Annotated in this window: 20 protein-coding genes; 5 read left to right on the top strand and 15 right to left on the bottom strand. The window is 69.7% G+C overall.

The window, feature by feature from the left end:
• Window positions 1–4 precede the first annotated feature (4 nt).
• The 14 genes from L6Q67_RS05830 to L6Q67_RS05765 form a co-directional block, all read right to left on the bottom strand.
• The gene (locus L6Q67_RS05830) at window positions 5–1,153 is read right to left on the bottom strand and encodes an efflux RND transporter periplasmic adaptor subunit (protein ID WP_296566664.1); all 1,149 of its coding nucleotides are present in this window, start codon (window positions 1,151–1,153) and stop codon (window positions 5–7) included.
• Complete coding sequence (locus L6Q67_RS05825; RefSeq protein ID WP_296566661.1) at window positions 1,150–2,595, bottom strand: efflux transporter outer membrane subunit; 1,446 nt, start codon at window positions 2,593–2,595, stop codon at window positions 1,150–1,152. The genes L6Q67_RS05830 and L6Q67_RS05825 overlap by 4 nt, the downstream gene beginning before the upstream one ends.
• The gene (locus L6Q67_RS05820) at window positions 2,595–3,299 is read right to left on the bottom strand and encodes a CerR family C-terminal domain-containing protein (protein WP_296566659.1); all 705 of its coding nucleotides are present in this window, start codon (window positions 3,297–3,299) and stop codon (window positions 2,595–2,597) included. The genes L6Q67_RS05825 and L6Q67_RS05820 overlap by 1 nt, the downstream gene beginning before the upstream one ends.
• Window positions 3,300–3,435: 136 nt before the next feature.
• Window positions 3,436–3,762, bottom strand: a complete 327-nt coding sequence (locus tag L6Q67_RS05815) for a thiosulfate oxidation carrier complex protein SoxZ (protein ID WP_296566657.1) — start codon at window positions 3,760–3,762, stop codon at window positions 3,436–3,438.
• A gap of 13 nt (window positions 3,763–3,775) precedes the next feature.
• The gene (locus tag L6Q67_RS05810) at window positions 3,776–4,255 is read right to left on the bottom strand and encodes a thiosulfate oxidation carrier protein SoxY (protein ID WP_296566654.1); all 480 of its coding nucleotides are present in this window, start codon (window positions 4,253–4,255) and stop codon (window positions 3,776–3,778) included.
• Between the two features lie 15 nt (window positions 4,256–4,270).
• Entirely contained in the window at window positions 4,271–5,614 is a 1,344-nt protein-coding gene (locus L6Q67_RS05805) for an FAD/NAD(P)-binding oxidoreductase (RefSeq protein ID WP_296566651.1), read from the bottom strand.
• On the bottom strand, window positions 5,611–6,663 hold the full coding sequence (locus L6Q67_RS05800) for a YeeE/YedE family protein (protein WP_296566648.1): 1,053 nt from the start codon (window positions 6,661–6,663) through the stop codon (window positions 5,611–5,613). Before L6Q67_RS05800 ends, L6Q67_RS05805 begins: the two co-directional genes overlap by 4 nt.
• On the bottom strand, window positions 6,663–7,946 hold the full coding sequence (locus tag L6Q67_RS05795; RefSeq protein ID WP_296566646.1) for an NAD(P)/FAD-dependent oxidoreductase: 1,284 nt from the start codon (window positions 7,944–7,946) through the stop codon (window positions 6,663–6,665). Before L6Q67_RS05795 ends, L6Q67_RS05800 begins: the two co-directional genes overlap by 1 nt.
• Window positions 7,943–8,299, bottom strand: coding sequence for a c-type cytochrome (locus L6Q67_RS05790; protein WP_296566643.1), 357 nt, complete (start codon window positions 8,297–8,299; stop codon window positions 7,943–7,945). The genes L6Q67_RS05795 and L6Q67_RS05790 overlap by 4 nt, the downstream gene beginning before the upstream one ends.
• A gap of 136 nt (window positions 8,300–8,435) precedes the next feature.
• Window positions 8,436–9,083 (bottom strand): pyridoxamine 5'-phosphate oxidase, encoded by a 648-nt coding sequence (gene pdxH / locus L6Q67_RS05785; protein WP_296566641.1) that lies wholly within the window; start codon window positions 9,081–9,083, stop codon window positions 8,436–8,438.
• Window positions 9,080–12,052 carry an EAL domain-containing protein gene (locus tag L6Q67_RS05780; protein WP_296566638.1) on the bottom strand — a complete coding sequence of 991 codons (2,973 nt, stop codon included), beginning with the start codon at window positions 12,050–12,052 and terminating at the stop codon, window positions 9,080–9,082. Before L6Q67_RS05780 ends, pdxH begins: the two co-directional genes overlap by 4 nt.
• Window positions 12,049–15,468, bottom strand: coding sequence for a response regulator (locus L6Q67_RS05775; protein WP_296566635.1), 3,420 nt, complete (start codon window positions 15,466–15,468; stop codon window positions 12,049–12,051). The genes L6Q67_RS05780 and L6Q67_RS05775 overlap by 4 nt, the downstream gene beginning before the upstream one ends.
• Before the next feature lie 18 nt (window positions 15,469–15,486).
• Window positions 15,487–16,020, bottom strand: coding sequence for a YfiR family protein (locus L6Q67_RS05770; RefSeq protein ID WP_296566632.1), 534 nt, complete (start codon window positions 16,018–16,020; stop codon window positions 15,487–15,489).
• Window positions 16,021–16,042: 22 nt separating this feature from the next.
• The gene (locus L6Q67_RS05765; RefSeq protein WP_296566630.1) at window positions 16,043–18,094 is read right to left on the bottom strand and encodes a TonB-dependent receptor; all 2,052 of its coding nucleotides are present in this window, start codon (window positions 18,092–18,094) and stop codon (window positions 16,043–16,045) included.
• A 95-nt stretch (window positions 18,095–18,189) separates the two neighbouring features.
• Between L6Q67_RS05765 and L6Q67_RS05760 the strand changes: the two genes are divergently transcribed.
• From L6Q67_RS05760 to L6Q67_RS05750, 3 genes are all read left to right on the top strand, one after another.
• On the top strand, window positions 18,190–19,239 hold the full coding sequence (locus L6Q67_RS05760) for a hypothetical protein (RefSeq protein WP_296566627.1): 1,050 nt from the start codon (window positions 18,190–18,192) through the stop codon (window positions 19,237–19,239).
• The gene (locus tag L6Q67_RS05755) at window positions 19,236–19,472 is read left to right on the top strand and encodes a hypothetical protein (RefSeq protein WP_296566624.1); all 237 of its coding nucleotides are present in this window, start codon (window positions 19,236–19,238) and stop codon (window positions 19,470–19,472) included. The genes L6Q67_RS05760 and L6Q67_RS05755 overlap by 4 nt, the downstream gene beginning before the upstream one ends.
• Window positions 19,473–19,550: 78 nt before the next feature.
• Entirely contained in the window at window positions 19,551–20,672 is a 1,122-nt protein-coding gene (locus tag L6Q67_RS05750) for a hypothetical protein (RefSeq protein ID WP_296566621.1), read from the top strand.
• Window positions 20,673–20,684: 12 nt separating this feature from the next.
• On the opposite strand, the gene L6Q67_RS05745 is transcribed toward L6Q67_RS05750, so the two are convergent.
• The gene (locus L6Q67_RS05745; protein ID WP_296566617.1) at window positions 20,685–21,854 is read right to left on the bottom strand and encodes a PLP-dependent aminotransferase family protein; all 1,170 of its coding nucleotides are present in this window, start codon (window positions 21,852–21,854) and stop codon (window positions 20,685–20,687) included.
• A gap of 83 nt (window positions 21,855–21,937) precedes the next feature.
• Here L6Q67_RS05745 and L6Q67_RS05740 point away from each other — a divergent pair, with 83 nt between their 5' ends.
• Window positions 21,938–22,372 carry a MarR family transcriptional regulator gene (locus L6Q67_RS05740; RefSeq protein ID WP_296566615.1) on the top strand — a complete coding sequence of 145 codons (435 nt, stop codon included), beginning with the start codon at window positions 21,938–21,940 and terminating at the stop codon, window positions 22,370–22,372.
• An 86-nt stretch (window positions 22,373–22,458) separates the two neighbouring features.
• On the top strand, window positions 22,459–22,800 hold the full coding sequence (locus L6Q67_RS05735) for a cytochrome c (protein WP_296566612.1): 342 nt from the start codon (window positions 22,459–22,461) through the stop codon (window positions 22,798–22,800).
• The last annotated feature ends 1 nt before the right edge of the window (window position 22,801 follow it).

Below are 22,801 nucleotides of genomic sequence, written 5' to 3'. Positions count from 1 at the left end.
GCGCTCAACGGGTGGTCGGGGCGAGGGCCTGGACGCTCGCCGGCACACGCTGGACGAGATCGCCGTCGTTGAGGAAGCCGGCGCCGCTGGCCACCACCTGGGCGTCGGGCTTGATGCCGGAGAGGATCTCGACCCGCTCCGCATCCCGATAGCCGACCTCGACCTTGGCCTGGGTGACGCGGTTGTCGGCGCCCACCAGGAAGACGTGGTTGAAGCCGTCGCGCATGGCCACAGCCTGGCGCGGCAGGGTCAGGCCGCGGGACTGGCCCAGGGCGAAGTCACCGCGGGCGAACATGCCGGCCTTGAAGGCCGCCTCGGCGCCATTGCCGGCGCTGGCGGGCAGGTCCACGTACACCAGCGCGTTGCGGGTCTGGGCGTCCACGGTGGGGGCCACGGTGCGCACCGTGCCGGTGACCTGGCTGCCACCCGGCGCGGTGATGCGCACCTTCTGGCCGGCGTGCACCCGGGCCAGCTCGGCGGCGGGCACGTCGGCGCGCCACTCCAGGCGATGCTGGCGGATCAGGCGGAACAGCTCCTGCCCCTGGGGCACCACGGCGCCGAGGGTGGCTGCCGGGGCGCGGAAGGAGATCACCCCGTCGTCACTGGCGAGCACCTTGGTGTGGCGCAGGCGCAGGTCGGCGGCGGCCAGGCTGGCCCGGGCGGCCTTCACCCGGGCGTCGGCGGCCGCCTCGGCCGTGAGGTATTGCTGGAGCTGCTGGGCGCTGAGGGCGCCAGTGCCATCCACGCTGCGGGCCCGGCCGGCGTTGCCGCGGGCCTCCTGCAGGGCGGCCTCGGCTTCGGCCAGGGCGGCGCGGGCCTGGGCCTGGTCGGCGGCGGGGATGTCGGCGGCGAACTCGGCCAGCAGCTCCCCACGCTTCACCCGGGCGCCGACGTTCACCTTCACGTCGATCAGGCGCAGGCCGCCGGATTCAGCGCCGAGGGAGGCTTCCTGCCAGGCGGCGATGCTGCCGTTGGCAGCCAGCCGGCGCTCCAGGTCGCGGCTCTCGGGGGTGGCGATGGTGACCGTCAGGGCCGGTTTGGCCGGGCTGGCGGTCGCTGCCGCCGGGGTGGCAGGGGCGTCCTCGCCGGAGGAGCAGGCGGCCAGGCAGGTGAGGCCGGCGAGGGCGAGGAGGGTGCGGCGGGCGGCGATCATCGGGCGTCTCCGGAGAGGGCGGCTTGGGGGGAAGAGGAGGGAGAGGTGGGGGCGGAGGTCGTCCAGCCACCGCCGACGGCCCGGTACAGGGCTACCCAGGCGGCGACGCGCTCCTGTTCCCAGCCGGCCAGGGTGGTGTCGGCGGCGAGCTGGGTGCGGCGGGCATCCTCCAGCTCCATCAGGCTGGCGAAGCCGGCGCGCTGACGGGCCTCGGTGGCGGTGAAGGCGGCCCGGTAGTCCCGGGCGGCGCGGCGCACGTCGGCCTCGCGGGCGGTGGCGGCGTCCAGGCGTACCAGGGCCTGTTCCACCTCGGCCACGGCGTCCCGGACCTTCTGGCGGTAGCTGCTCTCGGCGGCGACATAGGCGGCTTCGGCGGCCTCGACCCGGGCGCCGATGCGGCCGCCATCCAGCAGGGGCATGGACAGGGTCGGGCCGATGGACCAGGTGGTGGCCGACATGCGGTCGCCGTTGGTGTTGAGGCGCAGGGGGGTGATGAAGCCGCTGAGGCTCAGGCGCGGGTAGCGGGCGGCCTGGGCGGTACCGATGGCGGCGCTGGCGGCGGCCAGATCGCGCTCGGCGGCGGCCACGTCGGGGCGCTGGCCGAGCACCTGGGCGGGCAGGGCCTCGATGGCGAAGGCGGCCGGGCGCGGAAAGCGGCCGTCGGCGCTCTTCAGCTGGGCGCGCAGGGCGGGCTCGTCGAGGCCGGTAAGGGCTACCAGGGCCTTGATCTGCTGATCCCGCACCGAGCGCAGTTCGGTGAGCGCGGCGGCGCCGTCGGCGGCGCTGGCGGCGGCCAGGGCGACCTGGGCCGGGGCGCTCAGGCCGGCGCGGCCCAGGGTGTCGATCAGGCGCGCGGTCTCGGCCCGGGAGGCGGCGTCGGCCTCGGCCTGGGCCACCCGGCGCTCCTGGAAGCGCAGCTGCAGGTAGGCGTTGGCAGTTTCGGCCGCCACCGACACCCGGGCTTCGTGCCAGCGCGCCGTGGTGGCCGCCAGGCGGGCGTCGGCGCCCTCCTGGTCGCGGGCGATGCCGCCGAACAGATCGATCTCCCAGTTGGCCATCACCGAGGCCTGGCGGGTGGTCTGGAAGGTGGTGGGGGCGCCGAAGGTGAAGGCGGCGCGCTTGGCGGCCAGGCTGCCGTCGAGGGTGGGCATGCCGGCCACGCCGGCGCGCACGGCGTCGGAGCGGGCCTCGGCGATGCGGGCGCGGGCCTGGGCCAGGGTGGCGCTGTGCCGCTGGGCGGCGTCGATCAGGCTGGACAACGCGGGGTCGTCGAGCTGGCGCCACCAGTCGTTGAGGGTGCCGAGCTGGCCGTTGTGGGGCAGGGGCGCGTGCCAGCCGGCGGGGGCGGCCAGGGGGGCGGGCTGATAGTCGGGGCCGACCCGGGGCAGCAGGGAGCAGGCGGGCAGGGCCAGGAGCAGGCCGAGAAGGTAAAGGTGGCGCATCAGGCGGGGCCTCCGGAAGTGTGGCGGCGGCGTGCTTCGGCGTCGATCATCCCGGCCGCCCAGGCGGCCAGGCGTTCGGCCAGGGCATCGATGGATTCGGGTTTGGCGACCAGTTCGGGGCTGACCTGGTCCACCAGGTCCTGGGCGACGAAGAAGTGCATGGCCATGCCGAGCACGGCGTGGGTCAGGCGCAGGGTGTCGGTGTCGGGGCTGGCCAGGCCGAGGTGGCGGCTGATCAGCTGGCTCATGTTGCGGAAGAGATCGGCCAGGTCGTCGTCCATCTCGGTGCCCATCACCCCGCTGGGCTCCACCAGCTCGCGGAAGTGCAGGCGCATCACCAGGCGGATCAGCGCCCCCTGCTTGAGGGGATGCAGGAAGTTGAAGAAGAAGCCTGCCAGCGCGGCGTCCGGGTCGAGCGCGGCGGTGGGGTCGGGCAGGCAGTCCCGCGCCTGCAGGATGTCGGGTGTGGCGGTGGCGTCGCAGAAGGACTCGCAGAACACCGCCCGGTACAGGCCGGGTTTGTCGCCGAAGTAATAGCTGATGGAGCCCAGGTTAACCCCCGCCGCATCGGCGATCTCGCGGGTGGAGGTCTTCTGGTAGCCCTTGTCGGCAAACAGCTGCAGCGCCGCTTCGAGCAGGCGCTGCCGCGCCAGCGTGCCGTCGCTGCGGGTGGGGGTGTGGCTGGGCGGGGGAGGAACGCTCATGGAGGCCTTGCTCCGCCATGGGAGGCGGATTCAGTCAATCGACTGACTTAAGTTAGTCGATTGACTGAATCGGGTCAAGGCCTGCTTCGCGTAGCCGGGGCCGGTGCGTCAGGCGGCATCCGCCCACCGCCCGGTTTCAGGACAGGGTGATGGTCTTGCGTGCTTCGAGGGGCGGGTCCTTCTCGTCGGTCCACACCATCACCAGCTCGCCGCTCTCCCGGGCGGCGAAGGTGAATTCGATGTAGGGGTTCTGGGCGATGCTGATCCCCGGTTCCCAGGTGAACAGCAGGTTCTGCCCGAGCCGGGCTTCGAACCTTTTGACGATGTTGCGTGGCCGCAACCTGCCTGCCTCATCGCTGCGCAGGCCGCTTTCCATCTGGTGCTCGATCTGGGCCCGCACGCGCACGATCTCGCCCCTTGCGGGTTTGGCGTTGCTGACCCAGATGCGGGGTGGTTTTGCCATTCGGGAGACCTCCTTACATGCCGCAGCCGCTGGCCGCGACGGTGATGGCCTGGCGGGCGACGAGGACCTTGCCGTCACTCATCCGGGCCAGGGCATGGATGGTCTGGCTCTGGCTCAGGCGGAGGCGCACGGCGGCTTCGGCGGTGCCCGCGGCCGGCGAAAAGCTGAAGCGGCAGGCCAGGGGCGAGGGGTTGAGCTCGGCCAGAACGATGAGCTCCTTGCAGTAATGGCTGTCGCTGATGGGGGCGGTCACCCACACATGCACGGGCACCGCGCCGGGGTTGTCGGCGAGCACCGGCAGCTCCAGCTTGAGGCCGCTTTCGAGCGGCCTGGCGGAGCCCACGAACTCCGCCATGGTCCGCTTGAACTCGGCCGGGTTGGGCGCCAGGGGGTTGGCGGGGGCCGGCCTCGACTGGGCCCGGGCCGGGCCGGCAGGCAGCACCAGGGCGCCGCCCAGGGCCACGCCACCGGTCACGAAATCACGTCGTTTCATGGTGCGGATCACCGGTCAGATGGCCAGAAAGTCGCTGAACTTCTCCCTGATCCAGGCGAAGTCTTCCTTGACGAGGTCTTCGGTGCGGACGTCCATATCGATCTGGGTCTGGATGACCTTGCCGGAGGCGGGGTCGACCTCGTACTCGAACTTGACCGAGATCTCTTCCTGGGGCTCGGCGTTGACCATCATGTAGCACAGGTTGTCGGGCAGGCGCGCGACGACCTCCTTGCCCGACACGCGCTCGGCGATGTTGCGCGCCACGATGCGGCCGACGTAGTTGGCCACGTGGCCGCTCTTCGGGTAGTGGCCGAACTGGTCGGAGATGGCGCCCATCAGATCGCCGACGAAGTACACGCTGTCATCGCTGTGGGCGTGGAACAGGCGCGGGTGCATGTCGGCCCAGCCGGTGGGCTTGCCGTTGGCGTCCTTGCCGATCAGGTCGGCCTGCCACACCATCTCGGCGGCCTGGTGGGGTGGCATCAGGATGGCGTCGTCGAACTTGAACTCGCCGGCGCTGGTCTTGATGCGCTTGTTGAACGGGTCCAGCTCCTGCACCCGGGCGTTGGGCACATGGGTGATGATGTCCGGGTAGAGCTCGCGGAAGGCGGTCTGGTAACCCATGTGGATGGGCGCCACCTTGGGCTTCGGATCGAGGATCAGGATCTTGCCCGGGATGCGGTTCTTCTTGATGTGCCAGGCGATCAGACAGGCCCGCTCGTAGGGCGAGGGCGGGCAGCGATGGGGCGGCGGGGGCAGGGTCATGACCAGGGTGCCGCCCTTGAACTCCTGGATCTTGCGCTTGAGGGCGAACATCTCGGCGTTGGGGATGTAGGCCGACGGGAAGTGGGTGCGGGTGTGGTCGATGGCCCGCTGATCGTTGCCGAACCAGGCTTCGTAGGCGTTACGGATGCCGCCGGAGAGAATCAGGAAGTCATACTCGATCAGGCCGTGGGCGGTGCGCACCAGCTTGCGGTCCCGCTCGAAGCCCATCACCTCGGTCTGCAGCAGGGTGTAGCCGTAGCGGTTGGCCGGGCGCTGCATGTCGTGGTTCACAAAGTCGGTGTTGACGATGTCGATCAGCCACTTGTTGCTCATGGGGCCGGACCAGAAGGTCGGGTTGCGCTCCAGCAGGATCACGTCAGAGTTGGGGATGAGCTCGCGCAGGTAGCGCGCGGCGGTCATGCCACCCCAGCCGCCGCCACAGACGACGATGCGCGGCCGCTTGCCCTCGCGGGGCAGGATGCGCGAGGCGGGCGTGAGGATGGCGGGGGCTGCCACCGACTGCAGCGGCGTGCTGCCCAGGCCCAGGGCGAGGGCCATGGCCGGCGGGGTGATCAGGAAGTTGCGACGATTCATGGTGTGTTCCCCCTCAAGGAGTGGATCGAGTTTTCGGCCGTCAGGCCAAGCAGACAGCCCAGCACGATCCCGACACAGGCCGGGATGCTGGCCAGGGCCAGGGTGGACAGGCCGGAGAGGCCCTGGCCGATGGAGCAACCCACCGCCAGCACGCCACCAAAGCCCATCAAGCCGCCCCCGACAATGGACGCCAGGAGACGCCCGGGGCTGTCGAAGCCGGTCAGTTGAAAGGATCGCGTTGCCAGCGCCACGCAGCCGGCGCCGGCCAGCGTGCCCAGCACGATCGCCGGCCCCAGGCCCAGGGCCCGCCCCACGGCCAGCTGCAGGTAAAGAAAGCTCTCCGCCACCGGGCCGATGAAGCTCAGGGAGGTGGGGGCCGCCGGGTCGAAGGGATCCACCTCCACATGGGTGCTGACCCACCAGCCCAGCGCCACCAGCGCGCCGATCAGGACCGCGGCCAGGGCCTCCCGCGGGGCCCGGCGCAGGCCCGGGCGGTGCAGCGCGAACCACAGCAGCATGGCGACCAGGGGCAATACCGCGAGCAGCGTCGCCGGCGTGTCCCCGATCCCCGCCTGCCGGAGCTGCTCCGGCAGGGTGCCGGCGGCCAGTTGTACCTGCCCGAAGCCCTGGAGCGCCTGGCGCAGGGGCGCGAGGACGCCCGTCAGGGTGGCCTGGGCCGCCAGGCCGAGGCTGACCAGCACGACCAGGGCGCGCAGGTTGCCGCCGGCCAGCAGCACCAGGGCGCGGGCACCACAGCTGCGCGCCAGCACCATGCCGAAGCCGAACAGGGCTCCACCGGCGAGCACCGCCGGAAGGGCGAAGGTGCTGCGGACGACCTGGGCCCGGGCCGGCTCGATCTGTTGCAGCCAGGCCAGCCCCTGGGTGGCGGCGATGGCTACGGCCAGCGCCAGGGCCCAGGCGCGTAGTGCCCGGGCATCGGTGTGACGCTCGCGGGCCTGCCGGAGGCCCCGAAGCAGGCAGAAGTCGCCCAGACGCGCGGCAACGCCGAACCCGCAACCGAGAGCAAGGCCAGCACCCAGCAGCGTCATCACCCGGCGCCCCAGATGTCGGCGCAGATCGCGGCGTACCAGCTCGCGCCGTGGGCCGCTTCGGCCGCCCGGAAGGCCGCGTCCGCAGTGCCGGGGCTGACGCCGCCGGAGCCTGGCCGCTCGACGATCCGGCCCTCCGCGGCCCCGTATACCCCGGCTACCGAGATGCCGTAGTCGGGGCCGATCAGGCTGTAGCAGGTGTTGGTGAACAAGGCCGCTGGCGGCGCCTGGCCGAGCAGGTCGGCGGCGATGGTTGCCGCGGCCAGCTTGGCCTGGGTGTTGGCGACGAAGGCCGACTTGGGCATGGGGGCGGCCAGCGTGGCGTCACCCAGGGCGTAGATGCCGGCCACCTGCCGGGTCTCGAAGTTCTCGGCCTTCACCGGTACCCAGCCGCTGGCATCCACCACGCCGGCGCGCTCGGCAATCAAGCCGGCCTTCTGGGGCGGAATCACGTTGAGCACGGCCGCCTTGTGAATCTGGCCAAAGGCGGTTTCCACCGTCAGCGTGCCCGCATCCACCCGGGTCACCCGGCCATCGTCGGCCAGCCCGACCCACTCGATCATGTCGCCGTAAAGTGCCTTCCAGCCCTGCTGGAACAGCCCCTTCTTGGAAAAGTTGTCCTTGGCGTCGAGGAGGAGGATCTTGGAGCGGGGTTTGTGCCGCTTGAAGTAGTGGGCCACCATCGCCGCCCGCTCGTAGGGCCCCGGGGGGCAGCGGAAGGGGTTGTCCGGGATGACCATGACGAAGCTGCCGCCATCTTCCATCGCCTCCATCTGCCGGCGCAGGAGCTGGGTCTGGGGGCCGGCCTTCCAGGCATGGGGGGCGAGCTGCGAGGCGGCCTCGTCGTAGCCCGCCAGGGCATCCCAGCGCATGTCCACACCGGGCGACAGCACCAGCCGGTCCCAGCCCAGGGTCTGCCCCGTGGACAGGCGGACGTTGCGCCGGCGGGCGTCCACGTCCTCGGCCCGGGCGTGGATGACCTCGACCCCCGCGGCACGCAGGCCTTCGAAACCATGGCCGAGGCTGTCCCAGCTGCGCAGGCCGGCCAGGTAGAGATTCGAGAAGGGGCAGGTGTGAAAGCGCGGGGCGGGTTCGACCAGCGTGACCTGCAGCTGCGGCGCATGCCGTTTCAGGTAGCGGGCCGCCGTGGCGCCGCCGAAGCCACCGCCGACGATCACCACCCGGGCCGACCCGGCGCCCGCCCGCACGATGGCGGGCAGCGCCAGGGCCGCGCCACCTGCCGCCAGGCTGCCCAGCATCTGCCTGCGTGATAGTCCGCTCATCGCGTTCCACCCCGGGCAAACCACTTCGCCAGCGCCTCGATCTGGTCGGTGTCATGGCCTTTCATCAGGCGCGTCATGACGCTGCCCGGGGCGTCACGGCCGTCGCGAAACGCCAGCAGGCGGGCGCGCAGGTAGCCCTCGTCCAGCCCGCCGATGGGCGGGATGGCACCTTGGGCGCGGCCATCCGGGCCGTGGCAATTGACGCAGCCGCCCGCCAGGACGGCTGCCGTCGTGGCGGGGAGCTCGGCCGCCGCTGCGGGCCCGGCGAGTGCCAGGCCCAGGCTGGCGAGGGAAAGGAGGGCGGGAGCGACGCGGGAAGAGGGCTGCACCAGGAACCTTTGAGCAGTAGGCAAGCCCCCGTTTCCAGGCACTCGCCGTCGCCCGATGCCTTGCGCGCAGTGCACGTGATCGCTTGCTGCCGGCATCGAGCGGGTGGGGAAGACGGCGCCGATTGTACCAACGAAGCCGGCCCCCGGCCGGATCGTGGGCTCAGGGCGCCAGGCGCTGCCGCGTCCAGCTGCCGTCGTCGGCGGGCCGGTAGGTGATGCGGTCGTGCAGGCGTGAGCTGCGGCCCTGCCAGAATTCCCAGTAGTCGGGCACCAGCCGGTAGCCGCCCCAGTGGGGCGGGCGGGGCGGGTTGAGGCCGAAGCGCAGGCCGTATTCGGCGGCGCGGGCGACGATGGTGCCGCGGCCGGGGATGGGCTGGCTTTGCTCCGAGGCCCAGGCGCCGATGCGGTGGGTGAGGGGGCGGCTGGCGAAGTAGGCGTCGGATTCCTCGGCCGAGACCTTCTCCACCCGGCCTTCGATGCGCACCACCCGCTCCAGCTCGACCCAGTGAAACTGCAGGGCGGCGAAGGGGTGGGCATCGAGTTCGTGGCCCTTGCGGCTGGCGTAGTTGGTGTACCAGACGATGCCGCGGGCGTCGTAGCCCTTGATGAGCACGACCCGGGTGGACGGACGGCCATCGGGGCCGACGGTGGCGACGGTCATGGCGTTGGGTTCGGGGAGCTGCTGGGCCAGGGCTTCGCTGAGCCAGCTGCCGAACTGGGCCAGGGGGTCGGTGGCCACGTCGTCCACGTCGAGGCTGCCGCGCTCGTAGGATTTGCGCAGGTCGGCGAGGTTGGGGGTGTCGCTCATGACAGGCTTTCCGGGAGGCTGTGATACCCGCTCGGACTGTTGCCCAGGCGCAGGGTTTCAAACTCGCTTGCTGGCACCGCCCGGGAGAACAGGAAGCCCTGGGCGTAGTCGCAACCGATCTGGCGCAGCAGCTCACGCTGCAGTTCGGTCTCGACCCCTTCGGCCACCACCTTCAGGCCGAGCTTGTGGGCCATCACGACGATGGCCTCGCAGAGGGCGAAGTCGGCGCTGTCGGGGGCCAGGTTGCGGGTGAAGGACTGGTCGATCTTGAGGATGTCGATGTCGAACTTCTTGAGATAGGAGAGGGACGAGTAGCCGGTGCCGAAATCGTCGATGGCCACGCCGATGCCGGCGTCGCGGAAGTGCAGCAGGGTGTCGCGGATGCCCGGGTCGGTGCCCATCAGCAGGCCTTCGGTGATCTCGATGACCAGGTTGCTGCCGGGCAGGCCGGCGGACTGCAGGGTGTCGATCCAGCGCCGGAAGGTCTGCTCGCCGGGATTGAACTGTACCGGGGAGATGTTGATGCTGACCTGGAAGTCGGTGCCGAGGGTGCGGCGCCAGCGCAGGGTCTGGCCGAGGACCTGCTCGAACACCCATTCGCCCAGCTCGTGGATGATGCCGGTGTCTTCGGCGATGGGGATGAAGGTGGCCGGGCTGACGAAGCCCTGGATGGGGTGCTTCCAGCGGATCAGCGCCTCGGCCTTGATGATGCGGCCGCTGTCGAGCTCGACGATGGGCTGGTAATACACCTCCATCTGCCCGCCTTCCAGGGCCCGGCGCAGTTCGCCGGCCAGGCGCACGCGCTGTTCGGCGCTCTCCTGCAGGGCCCGGGTGAAGAAGCGGAAGCAGCCGCGGCCGGCGTCCTTGGCCAGGTACATGGCCTGGTCGGCGTGCTTGATGAGCTCACTGATGCCGGTGCCGTCGGCGGGGTAGAGGGCGATGCCGATGCTGGCCGAGACGAAGTGCTCGTTGCCGTTGAGGGCGAAGGGTGCCGACAGGCGCTCGATGACGTCCTGGGCGATGCGCCCGATGTCGGTGCCGCCCTGCAGCTCGGACAGGATCACCATGAACTCGTCGCCGCCCAGGCGCGCCACCGTGTCGTAGTCGCGCACGCTCTGGCGGATGCGGCTGGCGGCCTCGACGAGGAGCAGGTCGCCGGTTTCGTGGCCCTGGGTTTCATTCACCTCCTTGAAGCGGTCCAGATCGATGAGGAGCAGGCCGATCACGGTCTCGTCGCGCTGGGCCTTCTTGATCTCCCGCTCCAGGCGGTCGTTGAAGAGGCGCCGGTTGGGCAGCTGGGTGAGGTGGTCGTAGTTGGCCTGGGTCCAGATCAGGTTGTCGGCCTTCTTTTTCTCGGTGATGTCCGAGAACAGGATGACGCGGCGGTGCACCGCCGCGTCGTCGCGGAAAACGGTGCTGACGGTGATCCAGGCGATGAAGTCGCTGCCGTCGGCGCGCCGGCTGCAGACTTCGCCCTGCCAGCGGCCGCTGGCCTCCACGGAGGCCCACAGGTTGCGGTAGGAGTCGTCGTCGAGCTGGTCGCACTGGAGCAGGCGGGGCTCGCGGCCGGCCATCTCGTCCTGGGTGTAGCCGGTGATCTCGCTGAAGGCCGGGTTGATGGTGAGCACCCGGTTGTCGGCGTCGGTGATCATCACCGCCTCGGAGGTGTTGGCGAAGACGGTGGCGGCCAGGTGCAGCTGCTCTTCGGCCATCACCCGTTCGGTGATGTCCCGGTTGGTGCCGCGGGTGCCCAGGAAGCGGCCGCGTACGTCGATCACCGGCTGGCAGACGTGCTCGATCCAGCGCTCCGAGCCGTCCCGGGCAATGATGCGGAAGGGGGTGAGGCGGTGGCCGCCGGGGGTGACCACCTTTTCGTCGTGGCCGAGCCAGATGGGCAGGTCTTCCGGGTGGATGATCTTGCGCATCAGGTCCGGGTCGCCGATGAAGTCCACCGGGCCGTAGCCCGACACCTCCAGGCAGGCCGGGGAGATGTAGAGGTAGAAGCCGTGGGGGTCGACCCAGTATTCCCAGTTGGGGGAGTACTCGGCCAGGATGCGGTACTTCTCCTTGCTCTCCGCGAGGGCGTCGTTGGCCTCCTGCAGGGACGCCATGCGGGCGTCCACCAGGTCTTCGAGGGAGCGCTGCAGGCGGATCAGGTCCAGGTGGGTGCGCACCCGGGCGCGCACCTCGTCGATGTCGAAGGGTTTGGTGATGTAGTCGGCGGCGCCGATGGCAAAGCCCTGGACCTTGTCCACCACGCTGTCCACCACGGTCACGAACATCACCGGGATGCGGCTGCCCTCCGGGCTGGCCTTGATGCGTCGGCACACTTCGTAGCCGTCCATCTCCGGCATGATGATGTCGAGCAGCACCAGATCGGGGGGGTGGGGGCCGGTCACCAGCTCCAGGGCCTTGGGGCCGTTGGCGGCCACCATGATGCGGTATTCGTCCTGCAGGGCGGTGGCCAGGCCGTGGAGGTTTTCGGGGATGTCATCCACCAGCAGCAGGGCCGGCTTGTCCTGGCGCAGCAGGGCCTGGCTGCCCACCCCGGCGGCGCTGCGGCGGCGGTGGCGGCGCAGCTCGAGCTGGTTGCTGACGCGCAGCAGCAGCAGCTCGGGGTTGATGGGCTTGGTCACATAGTCGGCGGCGCCCAGGCGCAGGCCGACGGCTTCGTCGGCGGTCTCGGCCAGGGCGGTGACGAAGATCACCGGGATGTCGGCGGTGGCCGGGTCGGACTTGAGCCGGTGCAGCACCTCGTAGCCGTCCATGCCGGGCATGCGGATGTCGAGCAGGATCAGGTCGGGGGCCGGCTGTCGGGTGGCCAGCTCCAGGGCCTTGGGGCCGTTGGTGGCGACGATGACCGCGAAGTCGTTGCGCAGGATGCCAACCAGGATGTGCAGGTTCTCGCTGACGTCGTCGACAACGAGAATGCGTGGTTTGGCCTTGTCCGGTGTAGGGGTGTCGCTCATGTTCGTCCGACCAGTTGCGTGTTCAGGTCATTCAGCAGGGTCAGGGCTTCATCGATCTCGAACAGATCGATTTTTTCGGCCACGTCCCGGATCAGGTCTTGCAGCAGGCTGTCGCCGACGCCGCTGCGCAGCTCGGCCAGGGTGGCCTGGGCGGCGCCGAGGTCGGTCTCCAGCAGGGCCTGCAGGCGGCTCACCCGCAGGGCGATCTCACTGTTGCTGAGCGCTGCCGTAGCGCCTGGCTCCGCCCCCGGAGGGGCCGCCAGGCTGTCGATATCCTTCATCACCTGCTCCAGCAGGGCGCCCATCCGGGCCAGGGCCTCGGCAGCGGGCGGGCTGCTCTGCTTGAGCTCGCCATCGATCTCGGTGATGCAGGCAAACAGCCCATCGGCCCCGATATTGCCACACACGCCCTTGAGGGCGTGGCAGTACTCCTCGGCCCGCTGCAGGGCGCCTTCGGCAATCAGGGCGGCGAGCCGGGCGGGGGCGTCGTCGTAGCGGGTCCGGAAGCGTCGCAGCTGCTTGCGGTAGGCCTCGCTGTCGCCACCGATGCGGTGCACGCCCTGGGCACTGTCCAGGCTCTCCAGGCGACGCAGGTCGTCGGGCAGGGCGGCCTGGTGGCGGCCGGGGGCGGCCGGGCCGACGGGGATGTGCAGCCAGCGCGCCAGGGCCGCCTGCAGGCGTTCGGGGGAGACGGGTTTGGTGATGTGGTCGTTCATGCCGGCGGCGAGACTCTGCTGCTCGTCCCGAGCCATGGCCAGGGCGGTCATGGCGATGATCGGGAGGGTGCGGAAGCGCTCGCCGCTGGCCCGTTCGCCGAGGGCGCGGATGCGCCGGCTGGCCTCCAGGCCGTCCATGCCCGGCATGTGGATGTCCATCAGCACCGCGTCGTAGTTGCGCGCCTGGACCAGGGCCAGGGCTTCCTGGCCGTTCACGGCGCAATCCACCTGGGTGTTCATGCGGTGCAGGAGCTCGGTGGCGAATTCGCGGTTGATCTCGTTGTCCTCCACCAGCAGCAGGCGGGCGCCGCGGAAGTCGCAGATGCCGTTGCGCGGCGTGTCGCCGGACTGTTCCTCGAAAAGGCGGCCACGGCCCAGGCTGGTGAGCAGGGTGTCGAGGAGGATGGACGGGGATACCGGCTTGACCAGGAAGCCGGCGACGCCCGCCTGCTCGGCGGCCCGGATGACGTCCTCGCGGCCGTAGGCGGTCACCATGATGACCTTCGGCTTGGGCTGGATGGCCGGATTGGCGTGGATGCGCCGGGTCACCTCGTCACCGTTCATGGGGGGCATGCGCCAGTCCATCAGCACGATGTCGAAGGGGCTGCCGCCGGTGTCCTGGAGCATGCCCATGGCGCTGGCGCCGTTGGAGGCGACGGCGACGTCGAGGTGGAAGAAGCGCAGCATCTCGGCGAGGATCTCGCGGGACACCTCGTTGTCGTCCACCACCAGGATGCGGATGTCGCGCAGCAGGGGGCTGGCCTGCTCGACCCGCTCGCGCCGGTCGGTGCGGGCGTCCCGGGCGATCTGCAGGCGCACCGTGCAGCACACGGTGGTGCCTCGGCCGGGGCAGGACTCCTCTATCCACAAGCGGCCGCCCATCAGCTCGGCCAGGTGCCTGCTGATGGCCAGGCCCAGCCCGGTGCCACCGAAGCGACGGGTGGTGGTCTGGTCGGCCTGGGTGAATTTCTGGAACAGGCGCTGGACCAGCTCCGGCGCCATGCCCATGCCGGTGTCGCGCACCGAGAAGTGCAGCATCAACTCGTCGTCGGTGCTGGACAGGCTGTGGAAGGCCAGCTCCACCTCGCCCCTCTCGGTGAACTTGATGGCGTTGCTGCACAGGTTGAGCATGATCTGGCCAAGGCGCAGGGGGTCGCCCACCAGCACCGGCGGCAGGGTCACGTCGTAGCGGATCAGGAATTCGATGCCCTTCTGCTCGGCCTGCAGGCCGATGGAGTCCTTGAGCTGCTCGAGCACGCTGTCGAGGCCGAACTCGATGGACTCGACCTCCAGCTTGCCGGCTTCGATCTTCGAGAAGTCCAGGATGTCGTTGATGATGCCGAGCAGGGAGTGGGCCGCGCCCTGGGCCTTGGACAGGTAGTTGTGCAGGCTGGGGCTGAGCTCGGCGTTGAGGGCCAGGTAGAGCATGCCGATGATGGCGTTCATCGGGGTGCGGATCTCGTGGCTCATGGTGGCCAGAAAATCCGACTTCATGCGCGAGGCTTCCTCGGCAAGGGTTTTGGCGTGGATCATCTCCTCCAGCGCGTCCCTTTCGGCGGTGATGTCCTCGATCACCCCGACCATGCCGCTGGCCGGGTCGGCCGGGTCCACCACCCGCTGCGACAGGCGCACCCAGAAGCGGTGGCCATCCCGGGCCTGCACAGGCATGTCCCGGCGCAGGGTTTCGCCCCGGGCCAGGCGCTCGGCGCCGTCACCCTGGGCGTCGCTGAGCGCGGTGTCGGGGTCGGCCAGCCAGATGCGGGCCGGCTGCCCGAGCTGCTCCCCGGGGGCGTAGCCGAAGAGCTCGTCCAGGCGCCGGTTGTTGCGCACGATCAGGCCGTCGCGCAGCAGCACGATGCCGACGCTGGCCGAGTCGAACAGGGCCTGCAGTTCGGCGGTGCGTTCGGCCACCCGCTGCTCCAGGCCTTCGTTGATGGCCTTGAGCTCGCTTTCGTTGTCGGACAGGCGCTGGTTGGTGGTGAGCAGGGCGTGGTTGCGCTCCTCGATGGTCGCCAGCATGTCGTTGAAGACGGCCACCAGGGTGCCGATCTCGTCCTTGTCCTCGGCGCCGGCGCGGACGCTGTAGTCCTTGCTGCGGGAGATCGTCTGCATGGTGCGGGTCAGGCGCTCGATGGGGCCGGAGACGATGCGCTGCCAGCGGGTGGCCACCAGCAGGGTCAGCGCTGCGGTGGCCGCGGCGATCAGGCCGGCGAAGAGCAGATAGTTGCGCCACAGCAGGTCCAGCTCGCGCAGGCTGGCGCGGATGTACACGGTGCCGATGGGCACGCCGCCTTCCATCACCGGCTCGCTGAGGGTCAGGTAGCCGTCGTCGATGTCGGCCCGGCTCTCGGTGCCGCGCAGGGCGGGAAAGGTGAAGGGCCGCTCCTCGCCGCTGTCGTAGAGGGCAAACACCCGGCCTTCGGCGTCGTAGAGGCAGGCGGCGGTGACCGGCCGTCTTACCTTCAGGGCCCCCAGGGTTTCGATGGCGACCTTGTCGTCGTTGAAGATCAAGGCGGCGGTGCTGCGGTCGGCCACGATGCGGGCGAGGGAGGACAGGTCGCGCACCAGCTCGTCCTTGACGCGCATCCGCTCGTAGATGATGAAGCCGGTGGCCTGGAGCAGCACGGCGGCGAGGCTGGTGATGACGATGATCATCACCAGCTTGGTCTTGATCTGCATGCCGTAGAACAGTGCGCGCATGGGCTTCGGGCTCCGTGGTCAGGGCACGGTGCGGGCCAGCTCGAGGAGCTTGGCGCTGATCCGCAGATTGGCACTGCGGGCTGCATCGGGGTTGATCTCGAGCTTGATCTTGCCGCCCTCGGGGTAGAGCCCGACGATGCCGCCGCCGCGGGCAAAGCCGTCCTGGTCGCTGACCGTCAGCACGGCCTGGCCGCGCAGGCGGGCCTGCAGTTCGGCCCAGCGCTTTTCGGGGCGGCCCACGTAGAGCACCTGGCACTGGGCCGGCTCGAAACTGCCGTCGCTGTCGATCTTCAGGGGGCGGTCCTTGACCTGCTTGCCGGCCAGATCCACCAGCAGCTGGGTGACCCCGTCGTTGCCGGCCACGCACAGCTGCAGGGCGTCGGCGGGCAGGCTGGGCCAGTCGACGAACTTGATGATGTGAAAGACGTAGGCGGCCTTGATCTTGGCCTCGAGCTCGCCCGGGGCGGCGTGGGCCGGGGACAGGCTGGCTGTGGCCAGCACGGCGAGAATGCAGCGGAGCAGGAGGGGCAGGCGCGGCGCGCGGCGCTTCATCGGAACAGGGGCATGGGGCCGCTCAATAGCGGAGATCCACGCCGACGAAGGCGTTGAAGCCCGGGTCGCGAAAATCGAAGGGCATGCGGTATTGCCGGTCGGTGAGGTTGTTCAGATCCAGGGTCAGACGGACCTCGTGCCGGGCATTGTGGATCAGATCCTTGTACAGTCGGGCGTTCACCAGCCCGAAGTGGCCAAAGCCCTGGCGGCCGCTCCGGGAGGTGCTGTCGTAGTAGCGCCCGACCCAGTGGTAGTAGGCCGCGGCGTGGATGTCACCGGGCAGGCGGAAGGACAGGCCGGCGTTGGCCAGCTCGGCCGGGGCGAAGGGGATCTCGGTGCCGTTGTGGTCGGTATTGCTCGGGTCCTTGACCCGGGTGTGGGTGCGGGTCAGGTTGGCGAACAGGCTGAAGTGGGCCGACGGGGTGTAGCGGGCGTCCAGCTCGAAGCCCATGGCCCGGGCGCTGCCGGCGTTCTCGGAGCGGACCTGGGACGGGGCGGCACTGACGATGTTGGTGACGATGGCGTCGCCGAGGGTGTTGAGGAAGCCGCGCAGGTCGACGGTCAGCTCCCGGCTGGGCTGCCAGGCCATACCCAGGTCGCGGCCGATGCCGCTCTCGGGCTTCAGGCCGGGGTTGGGCAACTCGCCGCTGGTGACCGGCGACGAGACCGTGCCGCCGATCTGCTTGGCCGCCGGGGCCATGAAGCTGGAGCCGGCATTGGCGTAGAAGGCCAGCCCGGGGGACAGGTTGTAGCGGGTGCCCAGGCTCCACAGGTTCTTGCTCCAGCTGGCGGCGTTGGTGGCCGGGATGTTGCCGCCGAGGCGGGCGTAGTCGTGCTGGAGGGTATTGCGCCGGAGCCCGCCGCGCAGGATCCATTGATCGAGCTGCAGCTTCTCCTGGATGAAATAGCCGGTGGAGCGGGCCTGGGCGCGGTTCTCGGCGGATACGCCGCCGGCCGGGCTGCGCACGTCGGTTTCGTAGTCCACCCACTGGGCATCCACCCCCAGGGTCAGCAGGGCGCCCTGGCCGTGGCGGTGGCTGAGGGTCAGGTCGGCGGGGCGGATGGTCTGGCGGGTGGCTTCGTGGTTCACCAGGGCCAGGCTGGCGGGGTAGGCGTCGTTGGCGAAGTTGCGGTCATAGCGCCGTTCGCCGTACTTGAACTGGAGGTGCCAGTCGGTGGCGAAGGCGTTGTTGTAGGCGAAGTTGAGGGTGTCGTAGTGGTGCTCGAAATCCCGGTTGGGGCGGCCCATGTTGCCCTGGTGGGCGGTGCGCTGGTAGTACAGGGACAGGGTGTGGTCCGGCCGGTCGAGGGCGTAGTTGAGCTTGAGGAAGAACTTGTCCTTCTCGTAGTGCGGTGACTGGGTGGCCTGCAGCCAGGAGCCGGGCATGCCGTAGGGCGTGTAGTCGGCGCGCTCATGGCCGGCGCTGAGGATGTAGCCGAGCTGGCCGGCGTTGCCCTGGGTGTAGGCGCTGCCGCGGTAGCTGCCCCAGGCACCGGCGCCGGCACTGAAGCGGGTCAGGGGCGTGTCGATGCGGTTCTTGAGGACGAAATTGGTGGTGCCGGCGAGGGGCGTCTGGTTGCCCACGAAGTCCATGGACAGGTAGTTGGAGTACAGCACCGAGGCCGGCCCCTTGTGTACCTCGACGCGCTCGATGGCGGCGCTGTCCAGGCTCATGGCATCCACGAAGGCGTCGATGGGCAGGCCGTCGAGCAGGTAGCTGTTGTACTTGGGCCCCAGCCCGGCGTAGGAGCCCCAGTTGGCATCGTTGCGCGACAGCACATTCACGAACTGGCCCGAGGTGTGGCGCATCAGCTCGGCCAGGTTGCGGTTGGGGCTGGGGAGGTGCTCGATTTCCTCGTTGCGCAGGACGACAATGCGCTGGGTGACGGTATCGGCCGACTGTTCCAGCTTGGTGTCCGTCACCACCAGATTGCCCAGCTGCTCCAGGCTGGTGACCTCCACGAAGCCGGCCAGGGGCAGGTTCTCAAGGGGGGCGCCGTTCCGGGGGAGGGTCTCCGCCGCGGCGAGGGCGGGCGCCAGGAGCAGGACTGAGGCGATACGAGGGGTCTTCATCCTTGCGATCACGGCCTGAAGCAGGCGTTCGGGAGGGCTGATGGTGTCAGGAAACAAAATGTGACAATGGGCGCCAAATCTTATCCGGGTATGAAATGAAGATCAAACGGGCGTTTCGGCGCTTCCTGAACGGACTCCGTGCCCTTGCCGTGCTGGCCGTGCCTTTCGCTGCCGAGGGCGCCGAAGCCCTGCCGGCGTGTTTCGGTGAGGCCCAGCCCCTGGTGGTCTCCAGCCAGATGCCCTACGCCCTGGTGACCCTTGCCGGGCGGCAGGGCTACTTTGTGCTGGATTTCGGCGCCACCTTCAGCACCGTGGTGCCCGATGCCTTTTTTGGCCCGCTCAAGCCGCGCCCGCAGCCCGGGCAGAGCGACACCTACGATGACTTCAACTTTTTTGGCAGCTGGGGGCAGGTGCGTCTGCCGGCGGGGGGTGTGAGCGGGCTGCGTGGTAGCGTGCCCCAGGCGGGCATCATCGGCACCGACTTCCTGGCCTCCCACATCTACACCCTGGATTACCCGCAAGGGCGCCTCCACCGGGCCGGGCAGGGCCGTTTCTGTACGGATGAAGCCCTGAGCGCGGCGGGTTTTTCGGCCCTCAGCACCCGGGACTACTACGCCGACGGGCCGGGCCGCCTCACCTGCCCGCGGGCCGGAAGCCCGGCCTGCCCCAACGTGCCGGCGGTGCCGGTACGCATCGGCCCGGTGGTGGCGGTGGCTCAGCTCGATACCGGGTATGACGACAGTGCCCAGCCCCTGTCGGTGAATATCAACGTGGCCCTCTTCGACGCCCTGCAGAAGGCCGGCGTGCGCCTTCAGGCGCGACCGGAGATCGCCCTTCAGCTCACCACCTGCCAGCCTGGCGTGAGCGAGGCGGTGGATGCCTGGCAGCTGCCGTCGGGCACGGCGCTGGATTTCATCGGGCCGTCGGGGCGCGTGGTGCGCAGCGAGCCCGGCGTGACCCTGTTCGTCAAGCGCACACCGCCCGCGGCGCGGGTGTGCGGCGGCATCGGCACCTGGCCGCAGCCGGCGGCCCAGCTGGGGGCATCCTTCTTTGCCGGTGGTGCGCTCATCGTCGATCCCTTCTCGGCACGGGTGTGGTTCCGGAATCCGGCCGCCGCTCCTTTGACTTCGCGAGAGCGCCCATGAGCTTCAGGCAGATCAAGACCTGGCAGTGGATCCTGGTGATCGCGGTCCTCTACCCCGGCATTGACGTAAGCAATGCCAACAACCCGGCCTTCGTGGAAGCCCAGCAGACCCTCGCCGCCCGCCAGTCCGAGGCGCGCGCCATCGTCGAAGCCCAGCCCGGCATCAAGGGCGTCAAGTGGGAACTCGACCGGGCCTGGCTGGGCGCCCGGGGCATAGACCTGCCACCGCCCTAGCCAACGGGTGCCGGCCGGCGCTGGCGGATGGCAGAGTGGTATCGTGGGCGCCTCCGCTGTCTGTTCCGGGAAACTCCGATGGCCGATATCCCCCGTCTCCGTGTGATGTTCTCCAGCCGTGCCGCGACCCGCGTGTTCGGCGATACCACTCTGACCGAGCTGCGCCTGGCCCTCAAGGCCCATGTGGAGGGCATTCGCATCGGCGGGCATCAGCCCTTCGAGGTGTGGATCCATGAAGACGACCCGGCCCCGGCCGGTCGCACCATCCTCGAAGGCTCCCTCGACGAAATCAGCCGGGCCGACGTGGTGCTGGTGCTGTACTCCGGCGAAGCGGGCAGTGCCGAGGCCGACAGCAGCATTGGCATCTGCCACGCCGAGCTGCAGGAGGCCCTGGCCCGGCGCCGTGACGTGGTATCGGTGATCGCCCTGGACCCCCTGATCGACCCATCGGCCGAGCGGGACCGGGTTTTCCAGGCCTATGTCACCCGGCGGCGTCTTATCCATGCCCGGGTACAGGACCGGGAGGGGCTGTTCGATGCCGCGGTGCGCCTGCTGCTGCAGCGTTTCGTCGAGCTGGCCAAGCGCGGTGCGCGCCCCACCGGCCGCCGCGTGGATCAGGGCACGGCCCTCGATTGGGCGCGGCTCGATCTGCCCGGTCGCGCCGCAGCCATGCGTTCGGCCCTCGTGGATGCCCTTGATGGCACCCCCACCGAACAGGGTGTGCTGTACACCCTGGCGCCCCAGGGGCTGGCATCGGCCCGCCTGCTGCTGCGGGTGGACGCCATCCCCGCCGCCCTCGGGGTGGCCGCAGCGCGGGAGCGGGTCGGTCAGCCCTTCTATACCGACCACCTGTGCGCCGGGCTGCTCAAGGCCGAGGATGCCATTGGCCCGATCCACCTGCTTGCTTGCCACCGGGGCGTGACCGAGTCCCAGGCCCTGCGCCTCCTTGGCACCAGCAATGCGGTGGCGGTGGCGTCGGAATTCGGGGTGTTTGCGGCCGAGGATGTGATGCAGACCCAGGTTGTCCTGCTGGCCCAGTGCGTCGATGCGGGCGCCGTGATGCTGGCCCTGCGCCGCTTCCTGGAATGGCTGGACCGGGAAGGCGAGGTGAGCAATCTGCTGCGCCGCGCCCGGGCCCGTCGCGCCATCGTGGCGGCGATTGCCGCCGGCCGTGACGCGGCCGGCTGGCCGGAGGCCTGAGGCTGCGGGTCGTCAGCCCATGGCCATGTGGCTGGCGCACAGGCCGGCCAGGGTGGAAAGGCCCCGATCGATGTCAGCCTCGTCGGCGTGGCTGAAGTTGAGGCGCAGGGTGCCGGTGGCGGCAGGATCGTCGGGGTAAAAGGCTTCACCCGGCATGAAGGCCACGCCCGCTTCTATGGCCAGGGGCAGCAGCGCCCGGGTGTCGATGGGCTGGCGCAGCCGCACCCAGAAGAACAGGCCGCCGGCCGGTGTCTCCCAGCTCGCCAGGCCACCAAAGTGGCGATGCAGCGCGGCGGCGAAGAGATCACGTTTGTGGCGGTAAAAGTCCACCAGGCGGGCCATTCGCGCTGGGCGTCCGGGGGCGGCCAGCTGCTGCAGCACCAGCCACTGGCTGAGACGGTTGCTGTGCAGGTCGGCGGCCTGTTTGAGGCGCACCAGATAGGTGAAGAATTCCGGCGAGGCGGCCAGGAAGCCCAGGCGCAGCCCCGGCGCCAGGCTCTTCGAGAAGGAGCCCTGGTAGATCCACGGGCTGCCCTGCAGGTGGCTGACCACCGGGCGGCGCTCGCAGGCGTCGTACACCAGATCGCGGTAAGGGTCGTCCTCGAACAGGGGCACCCCGGCCTCATCGCAGGTCCTCGCCAGGGCTTCACGCTCGGCGCCGGTGTAGCAGCGGCCGGTGGGGTTCTGGAAGGTGGGGATGGCATAGGCAAAGGCCGGCCGGGTGGGTCCGAAGCCGGTCGCGTCGAGTGTTTCCGGCGTGAAGGGGGCAAAGCGCGCGCCAAAGAAGCGGAACACCTGCAGGGCCGCCAGGTAAGTGGGCGATTCCACCGCCACCGGCGTGCCCGGGTCGATGAACAGCTTGCCCACCAGGTCGATGCCCTGCTGGGAACCCGACAACACCAGCACCCGCTCCGGGCCGCAGTCCAGGCCGATGGCGGAGAGCTCGTCGGCGATGCGCTCGCGCAGGCGGAGATCGCCCTCGGTGGGCCCATACTGCAGGGCGGCATCGGGGACGGCCAGGCCGAAGTCGGGAAAGGTCTCGGCGGCGGGCAGCCCGCCGGCAAACGAGATCATTCCGGGCCGCTCCACCACCGCCAGGATCTCCCGGATCGGCGACGGGTGCAGATCGCTGACCCGGGCAGAGAGGGAAGGGGCGTGACGGGGGCTGAGGCCTGCGGACATGAGGGTTCTCCTGATTGCGTGAAAGAAGTTAAGTCAATAATATTGACCTATTAATCCTGCTCTTCATGAAAATTAAAGTCAACATGATTGACCTAAATCGTCAGGCCGAACTGCGCCAGGCCATCGAGCTCCTCTTCCACGCCTATCGCGCCTTCACCGCGCCCCCCGACCGCATCCTGGAAGCTCGCGGTCTGGGGCGGGTGCATCACCGCATCCTGTACTTCGTGGCGCGCAGCCCGGGCACCACGGTGACGGCCCTGCTGGGGGTGCTGGGGGTCAGCAAGCAGGCCCTCAACGCGCCCCTGCGCCAGTTGGTCGAGGCCGGTCTGGTGGATTCCCGCGCAGGCACCGAGGACAGGCGCAGTCGGCAGCTCCAGCTGACCGACGCCGGCGCGGCCCTCGAAGCCGAACTGTCGGGCACCCAGATGGCCCTGCTGGAAGAAGTCTTCACCGCCGCGGGCGCGGACGCCGAGCAGGCCTGGCGGGCGCTCATGGGTCGGCTCGGATCCCCTGCCTAGGGCGTCAGCCGGGCCTTCTTGATACCCGTCAATGCCCCCCGGAGTACGACGTCCTACTGTGGCGCCGTCTTCCGAAGGAGCCTGCGATGGACCGATCCCTGCTGATTCACGTGACCGTTCTGCTGGGCCTGACCGCCCTGGCCGTCACTTCCGCGCCGGCCGCAGAGCCTGACTCTGCCCGCCAGAAAGACCTGATCCACCTGGTCCGCCAGGACTGCGGCTCCTGCCATGGCATGCGCCTGGCGGGCGGCCTGGGCCCCTCCCTGCTGCCCGAGAAGCTGGCCGACTGGCCGGACGACTCCCTCGTCGCGACCATCCTCCATGGCCGCCCCGGCACGGCCATGCCCGGCTGGCTGCGCTTCATGGATGAAGCCGAGGCGGGCTGGGTGGTGGCCCAGCTCAAGCGGGGCTTCCCGGCCCTGCCCTGAT

Source organism: Zoogloea sp. (assembly GCF_023150065.1).
Taxonomy (GTDB): Bacteria; Pseudomonadota; Gammaproteobacteria; order Burkholderiales; family Rhodocyclaceae; genus Zoogloea.
This window is presented reverse-complemented; position numbering and strand designations above follow the sequence as displayed.